13 protein-coding genes are annotated in these 16,463 nt (G+C 73.5%); 5 read left to right on the forward strand and 8 right to left on the reverse strand.

Annotation, left to right across the window (positions count from 1 at the left end; all coding sequences use genetic code 11):
* Positions 1–69 precede the first annotated feature (69 nt).
* Positions 70–984: a LysR family transcriptional regulator gene (locus ACWDR0_RS25840; protein ID WP_456354154.1), complete on the reverse strand. Its 915-nt coding sequence runs from the start codon at positions 982–984 to the stop codon at positions 70–72.
* 68 nt (positions 985–1,052) lie between these two features.
* Here ACWDR0_RS25840 and ACWDR0_RS25845 point away from each other — a divergent pair, with 68 nt between their 5' ends.
* On the forward strand, positions 1,053–2,240 hold the full coding sequence (locus tag ACWDR0_RS25845) for an EamA family transporter (RefSeq protein WP_456354155.1): 1,188 nt from the start codon (positions 1,053–1,055) through the stop codon (positions 2,238–2,240).
* 32 nt (positions 2,241–2,272) lie between these two features.
* Here the strand turns inward: ACWDR0_RS25845 and ACWDR0_RS25850 are convergent, their stop codons facing one another.
* A complete protein-coding gene (locus ACWDR0_RS25850) occupies positions 2,273–3,379 on the reverse strand; it encodes a citrate synthase 2 (protein WP_456354156.1) in 1,107 nt (368 codons plus the stop codon).
* A 307-nt stretch (positions 3,380–3,686) separates the two neighbouring features.
* On the opposite strand from ACWDR0_RS25850, the gene pdxH reads away from it, so the two are divergent.
* A complete protein-coding gene (gene pdxH / locus ACWDR0_RS25855; RefSeq protein ID WP_456354157.1) occupies positions 3,687–4,403 on the forward strand; it encodes a pyridoxamine 5'-phosphate oxidase in 717 nt (238 codons plus the stop codon).
* A gap of 331 nt (positions 4,404–4,734) precedes the next feature.
* On the opposite strand, the gene ACWDR0_RS25860 is transcribed toward pdxH, so the two are convergent.
* Positions 4,735–5,493 carry an SIS domain-containing protein gene (locus ACWDR0_RS25860; RefSeq protein WP_456354158.1) on the reverse strand — a complete coding sequence of 253 codons (759 nt, stop codon included), beginning with the start codon at positions 5,491–5,493 and terminating at the stop codon, positions 4,735–4,737.
* Between the two features lie 424 nt (positions 5,494–5,917).
* Between ACWDR0_RS25860 and ACWDR0_RS25865 the strand changes: the two genes are divergently transcribed.
* On the forward strand, positions 5,918–6,610 hold the full coding sequence (locus tag ACWDR0_RS25865) for a metal-dependent transcriptional regulator (RefSeq protein ID WP_456354159.1): 693 nt from the start codon (positions 5,918–5,920) through the stop codon (positions 6,608–6,610).
* Between the two features lie 831 nt (positions 6,611–7,441).
* On the forward strand, positions 7,442–8,335 hold the full coding sequence (locus ACWDR0_RS25870; RefSeq protein WP_456354160.1) for an alpha/beta fold hydrolase: 894 nt from the start codon (positions 7,442–7,444) through the stop codon (positions 8,333–8,335).
* A gap of 175 nt (positions 8,336–8,510) precedes the next feature.
* Here ACWDR0_RS25870 and ACWDR0_RS25875 read toward each other — a convergent pair whose 3' ends face one another.
* The 5 genes from ACWDR0_RS25875 to ACWDR0_RS25895 all read right to left on the reverse strand — a co-directional run bounded on the left by ACWDR0_RS25875 (position 8,511) and on the right by ACWDR0_RS25895 (position 14,430).
* A complete protein-coding gene (locus tag ACWDR0_RS25875; RefSeq protein WP_456354161.1) occupies positions 8,511–8,963 on the reverse strand; it encodes a subtilase-type protease inhibitor in 453 nt (150 codons plus the stop codon).
* 386 nt (positions 8,964–9,349) lie between these two features.
* Positions 9,350–10,603, reverse strand: a complete 1,254-nt coding sequence (locus ACWDR0_RS25880) for a hypothetical protein (protein WP_456354162.1) — start codon at positions 10,601–10,603, stop codon at positions 9,350–9,352.
* Between the two features lie 298 nt (positions 10,604–10,901).
* Positions 10,902–12,575, reverse strand: a complete 1,674-nt coding sequence (locus ACWDR0_RS25885) for a transporter (RefSeq protein WP_456354163.1) — start codon at positions 12,573–12,575, stop codon at positions 10,902–10,904.
* A complete protein-coding gene (locus tag ACWDR0_RS25890) occupies positions 12,572–13,423 on the reverse strand; it encodes an ABC transporter ATP-binding protein (protein WP_456354164.1) in 852 nt (283 codons plus the stop codon). The genes ACWDR0_RS25885 and ACWDR0_RS25890 overlap by 4 nt, the downstream gene beginning before the upstream one ends.
* Positions 13,424–13,755: 332 nt before the next feature.
* Positions 13,756–14,430: a bifunctional DNA primase/polymerase gene (locus ACWDR0_RS25895; RefSeq protein WP_456354165.1), complete on the reverse strand. Its 675-nt coding sequence runs from the start codon at positions 14,428–14,430 to the stop codon at positions 13,756–13,758.
* Between the two features lie 444 nt (positions 14,431–14,874).
* Here ACWDR0_RS25895 and ACWDR0_RS25900 point away from each other — a divergent pair, with 444 nt between their 5' ends.
* On the forward strand, positions 14,875–16,257 hold the full coding sequence (locus ACWDR0_RS25900; protein ID WP_456354166.1) for a transcriptional regulator: 1,383 nt from the start codon (positions 14,875–14,877) through the stop codon (positions 16,255–16,257).
* Positions 16,258–16,463 lie beyond the last annotated feature (206 nt).

Here is a 16,463-nt window from a genome sequence, read left to right on the forward strand (position 1 = left end):
GGCCCGGCCGTTCCCGCGCCCCGGGTCCCCGGCCGCCCGCCGTCGGGACCGTCCGGACCGGGCCGCCGCTCAGTGGCCGCCGGGGTCCGCCGCCGGGCCACCGGCCGTCGCGGGGGCGCCGGTTGCGGGCGGGCGGCGGGTCACCTCCACCGCCAGGGCCACCAGGTCCGGGACCGCCGGATGGGACGGCGGCGCGCGGTGGGCCAGCCGGACCAGGACCATGGGCAGCTCCGGCAGCGTGCGGTAGACCACATCGGGATGCGGGTGGATCTCCGCGGTCGAGGCCACCGAGACACCCACGCCCCGGCCCGCCGCGATGGACGCCAGCCAGTCGTCGGTGTTGGTGACCGTGATGGTCGTACCGGGGCGGGCGTCGGGCGGCCAGAGTTCGGGGACGGTGACCCCGGAGACCGTGTTCACCAGCAGCGGCGCGGTCGCCAGATCCGCCAGGGTCAGCTCGGGGAGGGCGGCGAACGGGCCGTCCGCGGTGACCGCGGCCACCCGGGGCTCGCTGAACAGCGGGGTGACCACCAGGCCCGGGGCGGCGACCGGGCCGCGGACCACCGCCACATCGACCGCCCCGCGCGACAGACCGGCCGTGCGGTCGTCGAACCGGAGCAGTTCGAGCGGTACGTCGGGGTGCTCGTGCTTCCAGCGGCGCAGCAGCGGGGTGGTCCAGGCGCCGAGGGCCGCCCAGGCGTGGCCGAGGCGGAGCGGTCGGACCGGCCGGCCGGCCGAGGCCAGGGCGTCGTCGAAGGCGCCGACCGCGGACGCCGCCCGCTCCCGGAAGGCCCGGCCCTCGGGGGTGAGCGTCACATGGTGGGTCGAACGGTCCACCAGCCGTACGCCGAGATGGCGCTCCAGGGTGGCCAGCGAGCGGGAGACCGCGGGCTGGGTGATCCGCAGTTTCGCCGCGGCCCTGGTCATGCTGGATTCCTCGGCGATGGCCAGAAAGCAGCGGAGATGGCGCAGCTCAATGCTCATGCGTCGGGAGCATAACCGCAGTGCAGTCGGCATTTCACGGGTCGCGTATCGACCATTAGCGTGGAGCCGTGGACAGCGCTGCGAAGAGCGGGACAAGGGTGGGTGCCGGAACCGTCGGCATGGATTCCGGTACGGGTCCGGGCACCGGCCCGGCACCGGGCGGAAGTGCGGTGACGGCCGTCCCGGGGGCTCCGGTGGTGCTTCCGGGTACGGGGCCGGATACGGGTCCGCCGACGGCGGCGGGGCCGGGCGCGGACGGTTCCTCGGCACACGGGACGGAGCACGGAGTCCCCGGCGCGGGCGGGGCCGACGGCTCCGGCGGCGAGGGCGGCACTCCCGGGAGCCGTCGCGGCCGGGGGAATCTGGGGCCCGTCGGGCTGGTCGTCGCGGGTGCGCTCTCTGTCCAGTTCGGATCGGCGGTGGCCGTCCTCCTGATGGACCGGATCGGCCCCACCGGTGTCGTCACCCTCCGGCTGGTCCTCGCCGCCCTGGTGATGCTCGCCTTCTGCCGTCCCCGGCTGCGCGGCCACTCCCGCGCGGACTGGGGCACGGTCATCGCCTTCGGCGTCGCCATGGGCGGGATGAACATCCTCTTCTACCAGGCGGTCGACCGGATCCCGCTGGGCCCGGCCGTCACCCTGGAGGTCCTGGGCCCGCTCGCCCTCTCCGTGATCGTCTCCCGCCGGCTGGTGAACCTGGTCTGGGCCGGGCTGGCGCTGGTCGGGGTGTTCCTGCTCAGCGGGATGTTCCCCGGGATGGGCGGCGACGGGGTGGAGCGGCTCGACCCGGTCGGCGCGGCGTACGCGCTCGCCGCGGGCGTCATGTGGGCCCTGTACATCATCTTCAGCGCCCGTACCGGCCGCCGCTTCCCGCAGGCCGACGGGCTCGCCCTGGCCTTCGGTATCGCGGCCGTGCTCAGCCTGCCGTTCGGGATCGCGGGTTCGGGCACCCGGCTCGTCGACCCCGTCGTCATCGGGCTCGGGCTGGCCGTCGCCCTGATGTCGTCGGTCCTCCCGTACACCCTCGAACTCCTCGCCCTGCGCCGCCTCCCGGCCTCCACCTTCGCGGTGATGATGAGCCTGGAGCCCGCCATCGCCTGTTTCGCCGGGTTCCTCGTCCTGCGGCAGGCGCTCTCGGTGACCGACGCGCTCGCCATCGCCCTGGTGATCGCCGCGAGCGTCGGAGCCGTACGCACTCAGACCGGCAAGGGCCCTCGCCGCCGGAAGCAGCCCGCAGCGGCCGGGGCCGGGGAGTAGCACTTGCTCCGCCTGGCCCCGGTGGTCGCCGCCTACCCCCGACCCGCCAGGCCCCCGTACCCCGGGATCTCGCGCGGGTCGCGGGAGCCCGGGCCGGTGTAGCGGGCGGAGGGGCGGACCAGGCGGCCGGTGCGCTTCTGCTCCAGGATGTGGGCCGACCAGCCCGCCGTACGGGCGCAGGTGAACATGGAGGTGAACATGTGCGCCGGGACCTCCGCGAAGTCCAGGACGATCGCCGCCCAGAACTCCACGTTCGTCGCCAGCACCCGGTCCGGGCGGCGATTGTGCAGCTCCTCCAGGGCCGCCCGCTCCAGCGCCTCCGCGACCTCGTAGCGCGGGGCCGCCAGCTCCTTCGCCGTACGGCGCAGCACCCTCGCGCGCGGGTCCTCCGCCCGGTACACCCGGTGGCCGAAGCCCATCAGCCGCTCGCCCTTGTCGAGCGTCCGCTTCACGAAGGCCGCCGCGTCGCCGGTCCGCTCGATCTCCTCGATCATGCCGAGGACCCGGGAGGGCGCCCCGCCGTGCAGCGGGCCGGACATCGCCCCGACCGCGCCGGAGAGCGCCGCCGCCACATCGGCGCCGGTGGACGCGATGACCCGGGCGGTGAACGTGGAGGCGTTCATGCCGTGCTCGGCCGCCGAGGTCCAGTAGGCGTCGACCGCCTTCACATGCCGCGGGTCCGGCTCGCCCCGCCAGCGGACCATGAACCGCTCCACCACGGACCGCGCCTTGTCGATCTCCCGCTGGGGCACCATCGGCAGGCCCTGGCCGCGGGCGCTCTGCGCCACGTACGACAGGGCCATCACGGCCGCCCGCGCCAGATCGTCGCGGGCCTGCCGCTCGTCGATGTCCAGCAGCGGCCGCAGGCCCCAGACGGGCGCCAGCATCGCCAGCGCCGACTGGACGTCGACCCGGATGTCCCCGGAGTGCACGGGGATCGGGAACGGCTCGGCGGCCGGCAGGCCCGGCTCGAACGCGCCGTCGACCAGCAGCCCCCACACATTGCCGAAGGAGACGCTGCCGACGAGGTCCTCGATATCGACCCCGCGGTAGCGCAGCGCCCCGCCTTCCTTGTCGGGCTCGGCGATCTCCGTCTCGAACGCGACGACTCCTTCGAGACCCGGTACGAAGTCGGACATCAGGCGGCTCCTCACGTTCATGACGCGTCGTGGCGGACGGGACGCGTGCGACCTGGGTTGCGGTCGGTCATCCCGGTGATGCCCCGTACGGTCGGTCGTCATCCGTTCGCTGCCCGTCCGACGGGAGGCGACACGATATCCGCAGGTCGGGGCGGGGGTCAGCGTGATGACCCGCACAGGGACCGGCGCCGGGGGAGAGGGTTGGCGGCAGGGTGGGGCGGGCACACTGCACCCCGTATACATGGCCTGTGCACGGGAGTTTTTGCGGTGCCGGCCGCCGCCCGGCCGCCGGGGTCCCTGCGGCAGGATGGTTGCCGTGACCGACCGTGATCCCGCGTCCTCCGCCGCCCCCGACCCCGCCGTGATGCGCGAGCAGTACCGCTCCACGCCCCTGGTGGAGACGGAGCTGGCCCCGACGCCCATGGAACAGTTCGCCGCCTGGTTCCACCAGGCCGCCGTGGCCGGGCTCCAGGAGCCGAACGCGATGGTCGTCGCCACGGCCACCCCGGCCGGGCGGCCGTCGTCCCGGACGGTCCTGCTGAAGGAGTACGACGCCCGGGGCTTCGTCTTCTTCACCAACTACGGCTCCCGCAAGGGCCGCGAGATCGCCGCCAACCCGTATGTCTCGCTGCTCTTCCCCTGGCACCCCATCGCCCGCCAGGTCGTGGTCACCGGCACCGCGGCCCGGATCGGCCGGGACGAGACCGCCGCGTACTTCCGCAGCCGTCCGCACGGCTCCCAACTCGGCGCCTGGGCGAGCGCGCAGTCGTCCGTGATCGGCTCGCGGGAGGAGCTGCTCACCGCCTATACCGAGCTGTCCGCCCGCTACCCGGAGGGCGAGCAGGTGCCCGCGCCGCCGGAGTGGGGCGGTATCCGGGTCGTCCCGGACACGGTCGAGTTCTGGCAGGGCCACGAGAACCGGCTGCACGACCGGCTGCGGTACGTCTACGAGAAGGAGCGCCCGGCGGACGCGGAGGGCGGCGCCGCCCAGGGCCGCTGGCGCATCGAACGCCTCGCTCCCTGACGGTTCGGCCGGGAATGCGGCCCCTGCGGGACCGGCCCGGGAAACGCAGAAACCCGCGGGCTCGGGTTCCTCCTTGCGGAGGAGCCGGCCGGACGTACCGGCGAGCCCGCGGGTCGGTGACTGCTGGAAATACGGCAGGTGGCCTGCCGAGTGGCACAGAGTGCGACGGCAGGCCTCAGCCCGCAGTCACCTCACGCGTCCGGTATGCATACATCTGCCGAACCACCTCCTCTCTCGTGTGCGCCACACACTAGGAAGCTCCGGCGGCCGGGTCCACCGAATTAATCCGGTCCCCGCGGGCGGCTCCTGCCCGGAGCCGCGTCGCCCCTGCTCAGCCGTGGCGGTAGAAGATCCGGTCCCGGTTCTCCGTCATCACCCGGCCGTTCCACTCGTGGCCGCCGTCCACGTTCCCGGAGCGCAGCAGCGGCGGCTCGACCCCCCGGTCGGCCAGGTTCTCCGCGGCGGCGGCCATCATCGCCTGCATCAGGGCGCTGGTGACCACCGTGGACGCGGGGGCGAACGGTGCCTCCACGCCGTCGTGGGTGAGGACCGTGTCGCCGATGGCGATCTTCGAGTCCAGGACGACGTCGCAGTGGTCCTTGAGGAAGGTGCCCGACACATGCCGGGACCTGGTCTCGTCCGCGTACGCGATGGAGGTGACCCCGATGACCTTCAGGCCCAGCGCGCGGGCGTTCATCGCCATCTCCACGGGCAGCGCGTTGCGCCCGGAGAGGGAGATGATCACCAGTACGTCGCCGGACTTGGCCGGGCTGGTGTCCAGCACCGCCCCCGCCAGGCCCTCGACCCGCTCCAGCGCGGAGCCGAGCGTCGCGGGGATCACGTCCACGCCGACGACACCCGGCACGGCCAGCAGGTTCATCACGGCAAAGCCGCCCGCCCGGTAGACCACGTCCTGGGCGGCGAGGGAGGAGTGCCCGGCCCCGAAGGCGAAGAGCCGGCCGCCGGAGACGACGGTGTCGGCGATGGCCGCACCGGCGGCCGCGATGCTCTCCGACTCCTCGTTCCTTACGCGTGCCAGCAGTTCGATCGCCGCGTCGAAGAATCGACCGGCCAGCTTGCTCTCGCTCATCGCCGAGCCCTTTCGGGAGAAAGTCCGGGAAATTCAGTGGCGGGGCGGAGCGCGGACAGCCGCGTCCGGGGGTCCCGGCACCGGGGAAAGCGCCGGGGAATGCCCGGGCCGCCGATCACGGTGCGGTCTGGACCATTCCCGTGTCAATACGGTCACCCGACACTCGTCCGGCGGTCGTGTGCGGTTTTCGCGAGGGTTTCGTGTCCGTGGTCCGGCCACGCTTTCTGGTTCGCCCGGTTATGGGCGACGGCGGCGGACCCCTTCCGGCCCGCCCCGGTACACCCCCGCACGCCTCCGGACGCTCCCGAAAGGCGCTTCGGAGGGTCCGTTCCGGCCGCCGCTTTCACCGGCGCGGCACGGTTGTCAGCGGGATGCGTAAGAATTGAGTCCGGGGCCGCACCGCACGATTCTTCGAGGGGCACGTATGTCCGGTTTGATCGACACCACGGAGATGTACCTCCGCACCATCCTCGAGCTGGAAGAGGAAGGTGTGGTTCCTATGCGCGCCCGCATTGCCGAGCGGCTCGACCAGAGCGGGCCGACGGTCAGCCAGACCGTCGCCCGGATGGAGCGCGACGGGCTGGTGATGGTCGCCGGGGACCGCCATCTGGAGCTGACCGAGGAGGGCCGCCGGCTGGCGACCCGCGTGATGCGCAAGCACCGGCTCGCCGAGTGTCTGCTCGTCGATGTCATCGGTCTCGAATGGGAGCAGGTCCACGCCGAGGCGTGCCGCTGGGAGCACGTCATGAGCGAGGCCGTGGAGCGGCGCGTGCTGGAGTTGCTGCGCCACCCGACGGAGTCGCCGTACGGCAACCCCATCCCCGGTCTTGAGGAGCTGGGCGAGAAGGCCGAGGCCGATCCCTTCCTGGACGCCGGGATGGTCTCCCTCGCCGAGCTGGACCCGGGCACGGACGGCAAGACCGTGGTGGTCCGCCGGATCGGCGAGCCCATCCAGACCGACGCCCAGCTGATGTACACGCTGCGCCGCGCCGGGGTCCAGCCCGGTTCGGTGGTGAGCGTGACGGAGTCGGCCGGCGGTGTGCTGGTCGGCAGCGGCGGCGAGGCCGCGGAGCTGGAGGCGGACGTCGCCTCCCATGTCTTCGTCGCCAAGCGCTGAATCCGGCGCCGAAGCCGGCAACGAAACCGGCGCCGCATCCGGCAGCGAACCCGGCGCTGAACCCGGCGCCGCATCCGGCAGCGAAGTCGGCGCCTGACCCGGCGGCCGACCTTGCGCCGGACCCGCCGCGAGGCCCGTCGGCGGTTCGGCGTGCCCCGGGGCGTACCGGGCGCAGGTGTCGGGCCGCCGTCCGCGGATATCACCCCGTGGGACATCACCCCGCGCGCCCTCCGGCACGAGCCGCCCGGCGGTGGATTTCGTCCGGAACGACGACGGGCGGGCGGATCGCGTGTCACGCTGTGCATGAGGCATATGACTCACCGTTCGGCGGCCGTCCTCCGGGGCGGCTTCCGTCCGGTGGGCCAGCGCCTGCCGCCGTTTCGCCGCCGTGCCCGCCGCCGTGGAGGGATCAGGCCGATGCGCCCCTCGCACGCCCCGCACCTCCTGTACCTCCCGCACTTCCCGTCGGCGTTTGCCGCTCTCCGGCCGGCCGGGACCGCCGGGCCCGCACCGCTCCGCCCCCGGACCGGCCGTCCGGACCGCCCAAGGGGCGGGCCCCGGCGTCCGAGGACGCCGGGGCCCTTCCTCCCCTGTCATGACCCGGAGCCCCGAGCTCTCAGGGTCATTCCCGTCGGACCGTCTTCCCCGAGCGGCCCGCCTCCCGCAAAAGATCTCCCCGGGCCGGACGCGGCCAATCCTGGCCTCCGGTCACTCGAAGGTGGGGTGTTGCCCGCCGTCGACTGGGCAGGCCCCGCCATTCGAACGTAAGTTCGATACCTTCGATAGGCTGAGCATATCGGCGAACGGGTGACAGAAGGGGGTGCCGGGCTCATGGTGCGGCGCATCGACGTGACCGGAACGGCGGGCGCGCGACTGGCCGCGTGGGAGTACGCGGACCCGCCCAAGTCCCCGGGCGACGCCCCCGCCCCCGGCGTCCTGCTGCTCCACGGGCTGACCGGCCGGGCCTCGCACTGGGCCGCCGCCGCGCGCCGGCTCTCCGGCCGCCACCGGGCGGTCGCCCTCGACCAGCGCGGCCACGGCCGCAGCGACAAGCCGGCCGGGGGACCCTTCACCCCGGAGGCCCTGGTCGCCGACGCGGCGGCCGCCGTCGAACAACTCGGCCTCGGCCCGGCGGTCCTGATCGGCCACTCCACGGGCGCCCTCACCGCCTGGCAGCTCGCCGCCGAACGGCCCGATCTGGTCCGGGCGCTGATCGTCTGCGATATGCGGGCCTCCCCGCCCGGCGCGGCGTCGCAGCGGGTGTGGGGGGAGTGGTTCCGGGCCTGGCCGGTGCCGTTCGCCACCCTCGCCGACGTACGGAAGTGGTTCGGCGAGGACGACCCGTGGGCGGAACGCCCCCATCCGGCCCGCGGTGACTTCTATGCCGAGGTGATGGCCGAACGCGCGGACGGCTGGCGGCCGGTGTTCTCCCGGCGGCAGATGCTGAAGCTCCGCGAGTCCATCGCCCATGACGCCCACTGGGACGAACTGGCCCGGGTCCGCTGCCCCGCACTGGTCGTCCGCGGCCCCGACGGCGACCTGGGCCGCGCCGAGGCCCAGGAGATGGTCCGGGTGCTGCCCCGGGGGCGCTATGCCGAGGTCCCGGACGCCGGTCATCTCCTCCACTACGACCGCCCCGACGTCTGGTACGCCGCGATCGCGCCGTTCCTCGACGAGGTGACGGACCCGGGGGCGGGCCCGGGGACGGAGCCGCCCGGGAGGTGACGGCCCGTCGCCCCGGCCGCGCCGCCCGGCCAGGAGTCCCGGCCGCGCCGGGCGGTATGCCGAGGGGCGGCCGGAGGACCGGCCGCCCCTCGCCCCGCACAACGCGCGGGCCCGCACATCACCGGCCCGGGAACCGCAAGCCCGGAAACCGCTCCGGGCTCAAGCCGCCGCGGGCTCAGAAACCGAAGACGACCCCGAGCGTCGCCGCCATCTCGCAGGAGTTGTTGTACGTGCCGGACCAGCCGGTCCGGCGGCCGTCCCAGACCCCGTCGGCCGTGACGGTCACCGGCGCCCACTCCCGGGTGCACAGGGTCTGCGGCAGCTTCGACGGCAGTGCGCGGAAGTCGCCGCCGACCGCACGCAGTTCGCGGCAGGCGTCGGCCGCCGCGGGGTGGGTGCCCGTGGCGCGCGGGGCACAGGACAGGGTCACCGCCCGCTCGGCCGCGGTGCCCGCCCGGGTCTCGCCGCTGCCGACGGTGAGGACGAGGGCGGAGGGTGCGTAGAGGGCCCGAGCGTCGGCCGGTCCGGCCGCGGGCTGGGCGACCGCCGTGCTCAGTGCGGTGCCGCCGACACCCAGCATCAGGGCGGTGGCGGAGACGAACAGGGTCCGCAGAGACAGAGGACGCATGGAGAGGACTCCTTCGCTTCGAGGTCGCATTGAGGGTGGTGCGACTGCGGACGGGAGTCTTACGTAAGCGCAGGGTGAGCGCATGTCCGGCGCTCTTTTCCGGTCGCGCGTCCCCCGAAAGGGGTGACCGAATGGTCGTTCGGGCAGCTCGCGGGGGGTGCGGACGCCGGGCCGACACGTTCCAGCATCCGGACGATCTCCGGTGGTCCAGCCAGGAAAAACCGCCTGAGCTGGGTAAACGCTCAGGCGGTACGTTCCTTCAGCCAACTCGCTTCGACGGGAAACCGCCGCCGTGCGACCCCCGGCGGGCCGGCGTTCGAACCGTTCCCTGCACTGCGCGCGGCGCGCGGCACAAAGCGCACGGCGCACGGCACAGGGAGCGGGGGCTACGGGCCGACCGGCTGGCGCATCTCCGAACGGACCTTGGCCGTGGTCGCCGCGGCCTGCGCCAGGTCGAGCGCCTCCGGCTTGACGGTGGCCGACTTGCTGTCGATCAGGCCGACCGTGGCGCCCGTGTTGCCGTCCACCCAGGCGCACACCGGCATGGTGATCTTGGTGCCCGCGCTGTCGGCCACGATGACCTGGCAGCTGATCGTGGTGTCCGAACCGGCGGGCCTGAAGTCCCGCGGCGGTACGGCGAGCCGGGAGTTCGCCTCCGAGGCACTGCCCCGCAGCATCGCCTTCCGCGATGTCTCCGGCTGCTTGATCTGGCCGTACATCCCGGAGACGACGAGTCCGCCGTTCTGCGGGCCGCTCGCGGAGGTGTACTGGCCGACGACGGCCTTGGGGTTCTTGACCAGCGGGTCCCGGGCCTGGACCGCCTTCTCGCCCAGCTCCGACATATCGTCCGTGAACTTGTACTTCTGGGCGGCCAGGGTGGGCGGCAGCACCAGCTTGTACTCGGCCTTCGGGAAGCCGTCGGAGTCCGTACCGGAGTCCTGCCCGGTGTCCGTGCCGCTGTCCGTGCCGGGGTTCGTACCGGAACCACCGGCCCCGCCGCTCGACGCCGAGGAGTCCGAGCCCCTGTCCTTCTTGCCGTCACCGCTGAAGACGGTGTTCCCCAGCCAGGACAGGATCAGCAGACCGGCGACGGCCCCGGTGGCGATGAGGATCGTCCTGCCGGTCCGGCGGCCCTTCGGCTGCTGCGGCGGCTGCGGGGCGCCCCAGCCGCCCGGCCCCTGGGCACCCGGCGGGGGTCCGCCGAAGGCCGGGGCCTGGGGTATCGGACTCGTCTGGTCCACGGGCCCGCCGGGCTGCCCCGGGTAACCGGGCTGTCCCTGCGGCTGTCCGTAGGGCTGCGCCGGCGGATAGCCGGGCTGCTGCCGCGGATCGGGCGTCCCGTAGCCGGGCTGTCCCTGCGGGGGCGGCGGGGTCCCGTAGCCCGGCTGCCCCTGGGGCGGGGTCCCGTAGCCCGGCTGTCCCTGCGGAGGGGTTCCGTAACCCGGCTGTCCCTGCGGAGGGGTTCCGTAACCCGGCTGTCCCTGGGGCGGGTACTGCTGCCCGCCGTACGGGTCCTGGTACGGCGGCTGTGCCGGCGGCTGCCCGTACGGGTCCCCGTAGGGCCCCGGACCGGACTGCCCGTAGCCGGGCTGCGGATCGTTCTGCGGCGACTGGGGATGCGGTGGCGGCGGCGTTGACATACCCAGCAACTTACGGCACGCCACCGACGCCGCGACCCTCCATAAAAGGGATCGCAGGTCGGCGGGGGTACGGCCGCCCGGGACCGCGCCGGGACGGCCGCCGCCCGGGACCCCGGCCCCCTTTCGGAGGCTTCGGATCCCGGGCGGCTGTCCGGCTGGGGCGGCTGTCCGGCCGGGCGGGCCGGACGCCGGGCGGGCCGCGCGGGCCGGGCGGTTGTCCCCCGGTGCGGGCGGTACGGGCCGGGCGGTTGTCCCGTAGTGCGGGGGGTACGGCTGTGACGCCGTCACTGTCCCGGGGTCAGCCCTTGCTCACCGCCGCCAGGATCTCCGGTCCGCGCCGGGCCGTCAGCGGGGCGGCCAGCTTCAGCCCGCCCCAGGCCAGCAGCGTCCCGTAGAGCGCGCCCGCGGGCAGCAGCAGCCACATGGCGCCCTCCGCGGCCGAATCCCGCATCATCACCACCGCGACGATCAGCGGCGAGCACAGCGCCGCCGAGGCGAACAGGCCGCCCGCGAGCGACATCCAGGCCAGCGACGCCTGGCCCGGCCCGACGTTCTTGGACGCGCTGTCCTGCGGGATGGTGTACGGGAAGCGGGCCGAGCCGTAGACGCCGGTGCCCAGCATCGCGCCGAGGACCGCCAGGGCCAGTCCCAGCGCGGGCGGCATCCCGTCGAAATCGCCGAGCGCCAGCCCGATCCCCACGATGACCAGCACGGTGTACGGCAGTGCGATCAGCAGCAGCGCGAAGGTGCGGGCCCGCAGTTCGACATAGGCGTCCCGGGCCGTGGACATCGTCTGGAGGACCATCCAGAAGGCGGAGGTGTCCTGTCCGAACTGGTTGTAGACCTGGAGCCCGAGCATGCTGGTGGCGAAGGCCGCGATGTACACCGAGCCGGTGCCCTGGAAGACGTTGACCACCGGGACGAGCGTGCCGACCGCCAGCGAGGCGACCAGACCGGTCCTGGTCTTGGGGTCGCGCCACAGATACCGCAGGGCGCGCAGCATCACCGCACCGGTCCGCCCCTCGGGGAGGAAGCGGCCGAGGCCGCCCGTGTCGCGGCCCGCCTCGCGTTCGGGGGCCGCCGCGATCGTGGAGCCGTCGGGGGCCGTCATCAGCCGGGTGAGGATCCGGCGCCACCACCGCAGCAGCCCCCACAGGGCGGCCGCGGAGATCGCGAGCTGGGCGGCGGCCGTCCCGTACGCGCCCTCGCTCGTGGCGTCGACCGAGGCGATCGCGGAGGCGACGGGCAGCCAGCGGACGATATCGGCCGCGGGCTCCAGCGTGGCGAACCCCTCCTCCGAGCGGTTCAGCTCCTGGAGGCCGAGATTGACCACCTGGATGCCCACCGCGATCACCAGCCCGCTGAGCAGCGCCAGATCACGGCCCTTGCGCGAGGTCAGCAGCCGGACGTTGGCGGCGACCACCGAGCGGGCCAGGGCGATACAGCCCAGCAGCGCCAGCGGTACGGCGACCACCGCCACCGCGGCCGCCGCCCAGCTCCCGGCGACCGCGATCCCGGCGCCCAGCAGCACACAGAAGGTGAAGAGCGGACCGATGCCCACCAGCGACGCGGCGGTCAGCGCGGTCACCAGGGGGCCGGGCCGCAGCGGCAGCATCACCAGCCTGGTCGGGTCGAGGGTCTCGTCCCCGCTGGGGAAGAAGAGCGGCATCACCGCCCAGCCCAGCGCCAGCAGGCCCGTATAGAGGACCCCGGCGGTCAGTACGTTGTCGGAGCCGCGCCAGGCGATGAAGCCGAGCAGATTGCCGACGGCGACCAGCACCGCCAGCACCAGCGAGATCATGAAGACCGTCCTGCGCGCGGTGGACTGGCGCAGTCCGTTGCGGAGCAGGGTCAGCTTCAGCCGTACGAAGAGGGCGACGAGCTCGCCCGTGGACAGTTCCCGCGGGCCCGCGCCGCCCGTGTCCGGGTCGACGGCCGGGGCGGCATCCGGGGCCGGGTACGCCGCGGTCACCGCGCGGCCCCGTTGCCGCCGCCCAGCCAGTCGAGGGACTCGCCCGCGTCCGCGCCCTGGGCGCCGACCAGTTCCAGGAAGGCGCTCTGCAGGCTGGGCGCGTCCCCGAGGACCTCCGCCAGGGGGCCCTGGGCGCGGATCCGGCCCTGCGCCATCACCGCGACCCACTCGCACAGCGACTCCACCAGCTCCATCACATGGCTGGAGAAGACGACCGTGGCGCCGGAGGCGGTGTACCGCTCCAGGACGCCCCGGATGGTCTGCGCGGAGACCGGGTCGACGCCCTCGAACGGCTCGTCGAGGAAGAGGACCTCGGGGTTGTGCAGCAGCGCCGCGGCCAGCCCGATCTTCTTCCGCATGCCGGTGGAGTAGTCGACGATCAGCTTGTGCTGGGCGCCCGCGAGGCCGAGGACGTCGAGCAGCTGGGTGGCGCGCTTGTCGACCTGGTCGCCGGGGAGCCCGCGCAGCCGGCCCGTATAGGCGAGGAGTTCGCGGCCGGAGAGCCGCTCGAAGAGCCGCAGTCCCTCGGGCAGGACGCCGATCCGCGCCTTCACGGCGGCCGGGTCGGCCCAGACGTCGTGGCCCGCGATCCGGATCCGGCCCTGGTCGGGCCGGAGAAGCCCGGTCAGCATCGACAGGGTGGTGGTCTTGCCCGCGCCGTTGGGGCCGACCAGTCCGATGAACCGTCCGGCGGGCAGGGTGAGATCGACCCCGGCGACGGCGATCTGTTCGCCGAACCGCTTCCACAATCCCTCGACCTCGACGGCGGGCGGTGCCGTCCGCTCCCCGTCCGCCGCGCCCCGTTCCGCGGCTGTGCCTCGGTCCGTGGCGGGCTGCTGCTCCGGCATGGGTCTGCTCCTTCGGATCCCCTGGGACATGACGTGCGGGGGCCGGGCGGCGGAGTGCCGGACGGCCGCGGTGTCGCGTCGGTTACCGGGCCAGCCTAGCCAGATGGGGAAACGTTTTTCCGGAGAGAGAGGAAGCCCGCGATGCCCAGGCGCGGTCCCGGAGATTCGGTGATCGCCGCAGGTGGGGCCGGGTTTCGGCGCGGGGTGGGGCCCGCGCCGTAGCTGCTGCCGTACTGCCGTTGTGCTGCTGCCGTGATGCCGTGCTGCTGTACTGCCGGTGCTGCTGTCGTGCGGTGCTGCTGCCCTGCTGCCGAAGGAGCCGGGGGGTTCCGTCAGCGGCGCGCGCGGGCCGCCGCGGCCTCGCGTCCGCAGGCGTACGCGAGCGGACTGATCAGCTCCTCCGTATCCGGGAGCCAGCGGTTCTCGGCGGTGGGCCGCCGTACCCACTGCACCGGGCCCATCCCGCCGATCCGGGTCGGCGGCGCGGCCACGTAGTGGCCCTGGCCGCGCGGGATCAGGTCCAGGGAGCTGGGGGCCCAGCCGAGATCGCGGACGAGGGCCGGGGCCTTGGCCGCGCCGCCCGGCAGGACGAAGAACAGCATCCGGCGGTCGGGGGTGGAAGTGACCGGCCCCAGCGGGAGGTCCATCCGTTCCAGCCGGGCCAGGGCCAGGAAGCCCGCCGACTCGGGGACGTCCAGCGCGTCGAAGGTCCGGCCCGTGGGGAGCAGGATCGACGCCTTGGGATGTTTGCCCCACATCCGGCGGGCCGCCGTGGCACTGCCGGTGGCCTGGTTCGCCCAGTCCGGACGCACCGCGTGCGCGCCCGGGGCGGCGCAGCCGGTGTCGCCGCACGAGCAGAACTCCCGGCCGTCGGCCGCCTCCAGCCAGGTTCCGGGAAACACGTCCCAGTGCCGTTCCTCCGCGTACCGCACGGCGTGGTCCAGCATCTGTTCCCCCCGCTGCTGGGGGATTTGCGCGGCTTCTTCGACTCCGATGGTCTCTTCCACGACCCTCTCAACTCCCGTGGTCACCGGGGGTTACGGGCCCCCTACGGGCCGCCCCCGGGATCATGATCCCGCACATGGGGCGCATCGATGCACATCCGGGGGCGCGCACACCCATAGGTCATGGAAAGGGGTATCACCCGGGCGAGGGGGCGGCAGCGTGGGGGAGTGCGCCCCCACCGGGCAAGGACGCCTGGTGATCAGGGCCGGGGCGCAGAGAACCGGAATGCCTCATTCCGGTCTGGTCGGGCATATCCGGGGGCATCTTTCGGGGGGACTTCCGGATTTCTGGACGTACGGGCCCCTGGATGCCTCCAGCATCTGGAGAAACCCGACCAACTCGACCAACGCTCTTAAGTCTGCATTCTCCGTATATCCGCCGGACAGTGATCAAGGTGTTCTCGATCGGGCGTTTGATCACCCGCGGCCCTCAGGGGGTTAGATTCCATGGCAGCCAGGCCACTCGTCGCCCGCCAGCCCAACGAACGGCTGCAGGCGCTCATCCAGGAAGCCGGGTGCTCCAACGCCGGGCTCGCGCGCCGCGTCAACATGGTCGGCGCCGAACGCGGACTCGACCTGCGGTACGACAAGACGTCCGTCGCGCGCTGGCTCCGCGGCCAGCAGCCGCGCGGACGGGCACCCGGGATCATCGCCGAGGCGCTCGGCCGAAAACTCGGCCGTACGGTCACGATCGACGAAATCGGCATGGCCAACGGCAAGAACCTCGCCTCCGGCGTCGGGCTCCAGTTCTCACCGACCGTCCTCGGCGCCATCGAGCAGGTCTGTGAGCTGTGGCGGAGCGACGTCGGCCGCCGCGACTTCCTCTCCGGGGCGTCCGTCGCGGCGTCCGCCCTCGTCGAACCCAGCCGCGACTGGCTGATCACCGGCGCGGACGCGCAGGTCGCGCGGAGCGCGGGGGCGCGGGTCGGCAGCGCCGATGTCGAGGCCGTCCGCGCGATGACGCACGCGCTCACCGATCTCGACCACCGCTTCGGCAGCGGGCATATCCGGCCCGTCGTCGTCCACTACCTCAACTCCGTCGTCTCCGGGCTGCTCTCCGGCTCCTACCGGGAGTCCGTCGGCCGGGAGCTGTTCGCCGCCGTCGCCCGGCTCACCGAACTCGCCGGCTACATGGCCGTCGACACCGGGCAGCCGGGGCTCGCCCAGCGCTACTACATCCAGGCCCTCCGGCTCGCCCAGGCCGCCGACGACCGGGGGTACGGCGGATACGTCCTCGCCGCCTCCATGAGCCATCTCGCCGCCCAGCTCGGCAACCCGCGCGAGATCGCCCAGCTCGCGCGGGCCGCGCAGGAGGGCGCGCGAGGGCAGGTCACCCCCCGTGCCCAGGCCATGTTCTACGCCGCCGAGGCCCGCGGCCACGCCCTCCTCGGGGACGTCCGCACCTGCCAGTCCGTTGCGGGCAAGGCGATCGCGGCGCTGGAGCGGGCGGAGCCGGAGTCCGGCGACGACCCCGTGTGGATCGACCACTTCGACGAGGCGTACCTGGCCGACGAACTCGCCCACTGCTACCGCGACCTGGGCCAGTCCGAAGCCGCCGCGCACCACGCGTCCGACGCGCTCGACGGCCACCCCGAGAACCGGGCGCGGCGCCGCGCGATCGGCTATGCGCTCCTCGCGACCGCGCTGGTGCAGCAGCGCGAGGTCGAACAGGCCTGCCAGAGCGGGACGCGGGCGCTGGAGCTCCTGGGGACGCTGCGGTCCAGCCGGGGCGCGGAGTATCTGGACGACCTCCAGCAACGCCTGGAGCCGTACGCGGACGAGCCCCCGGTCCGCGAATTCGGCGCCCGCCTGGAACTCCAGGCGGCGTAACCCGCCTCCCGCGGGGGCCTGGCTCCCCTGGGCCCCCGGGCCGGGGGGAGCCTGACCCTGCGGGGCGTTGGGGGGTGCGGGGTCGCGCCGTGCCGGGCGGCCCGTCGTGGACTTGTCGCGCAGTTCCGCCCCCTATGCCTTCGGCATGGTGGGACCCCCAGCGCCCCTTCTTGCCCGTACCCAGCCCTGTTTCCTTGCCCATCCTG

It is taken from the genome of Streptomyces sp. NPDC003691, assembly GCF_053981115.1.